The 1253-nt window shown below is 55.0% G+C and carries 3 protein-coding genes; all 3 read right to left on the bottom strand.

The window, feature by feature from the left end:
- Positions 1 to 226 precede the first annotated feature (226 nt).
- Positions 227 to 571 (bottom strand): hypothetical protein, encoded by a 345-nt coding sequence (locus tag N181_RS34735; protein ID WP_014857773.1) that lies wholly within the window; start codon positions 569 to 571, stop codon positions 227 to 229.
- A gap of 4 nt (positions 572 to 575) precedes the next feature.
- Entirely contained in the window at positions 576 to 941 is a 366-nt protein-coding gene (locus N181_RS34730; RefSeq protein ID WP_014857774.1) for a DUF1353 domain-containing protein, read from the bottom strand.
- The coding region (locus tag N181_RS34255) for a hypothetical protein (protein WP_210160683.1) at positions 938 to 1253 on the bottom strand (316 nt) is incomplete at its 5' end. The genes N181_RS34255 and N181_RS34730, both read right to left, overlap by 4 nt.

Raw genomic sequence — 1253 nt, 5'->3', positions numbered from 1 at the left:
CAACACCCCAACATCCCATCAGGAGACCGCGCCTCCAAACCCGACCTATCCCGCGTCAGCGGGTTAGTTCAATCCTTCGATTCCGGATTTCAATCCGATGCTCTAGTTGACGAAGCCTAACTTGGCCGCCGGTTGAAGCGATGATCTCCTTCTCAAGATCGTATAGTGCTGTCGGTCTTGAAAGACGGTCCCTCTTCCTCGCGTCCTCCATCGACGACTTGCACCGTTACTTGGTGATCTCATCACCACCGGCAGGCCGCTGATCACGAAGTGTTTGCTGGGGGTGAGCTTCGTCGGCGATCGCCATGAGTTCATCAAGCGTTAACGCATCACCAGAACGCTCCTTGAGATCGATGGTCGCCTTGATCGCCTTCAATTCGCCTGCGCTCGACTGATCGGCCAATTCCCCAGGCAACTGCACGAACGCGGCGTCCTTTCCTGTCATCTGGATGCAGTTCTTCCCAGCCGCACACTTCTCTCCGGGAACGAGATAGCCCCAGCGTGGACCAAAGGCATAGACGGCGTAGAACAGCAATTTCGCTTTCGGTTTCTCCAAGCCGCTGGCCAGCATGGCGTCATAGAAGACGCGATGCGTCTCTTTCCAAGTTCGAACGTGCCTGTCGCAGTACATGGATGACGGCTGCACGAATATAGCCGTCTTCCCATGGGGAACCGACAAACGGTTGCAATAGCGGCGGAATCGAAGCGCCGTCAGTCTTCGTCTCCTTGTTGGTCTGCCAACCCACTCCGTTCAAATCGACATATCCGAAATCTGCCTTGAGCAGCTTATGGCTTGCGTCACCGGGAATGTCGACAAGTCCGAAACTGCCGGTAAAGCAATTCCGGTCTTTGTTGGACTGGCAGAAATTAACCGCCAAAGTGCTGCTGGCACTGACTGCAACGCCAACCGCTGCAAGAAGCATTGCAACCATAGTTTTCATGAAAGCCCCTTCCATTTGAACGCGAGATTAGCAACTTTGCGTCTACAATCAACGCTAAATGGTATCGGATAAACTCGCTCCATGAAGATTGCGCGGCTCGGCTGAACAAGCGCGTTGCATTTCATTACTTGGCTGGCGGCCTTCCGGAAATAAAGCCCCACAGCGAGGATTTCCGCAACCTGGTGCTCGACCTGGTGCGTGAGCATTACCTGGATTTCGGACCGACGCTGGCGGCCGAGAAGCTGATCGAACGCCACCGGCTTGCCGGTATCCCCACGGTGACGGCCGTCTTGTGATGTGATGCCGAACATT

Source organism: Sinorhizobium fredii USDA 205 (genome assembly GCF_001461695.1).
GTDB lineage: Bacteria > Pseudomonadota > Alphaproteobacteria > Rhizobiales > Rhizobiaceae > Sinorhizobium > Sinorhizobium fredii.
Note: the sequence above shows the minus strand (reverse complement) of the source record. Positions and strands in the feature narration are given on the sequence as shown.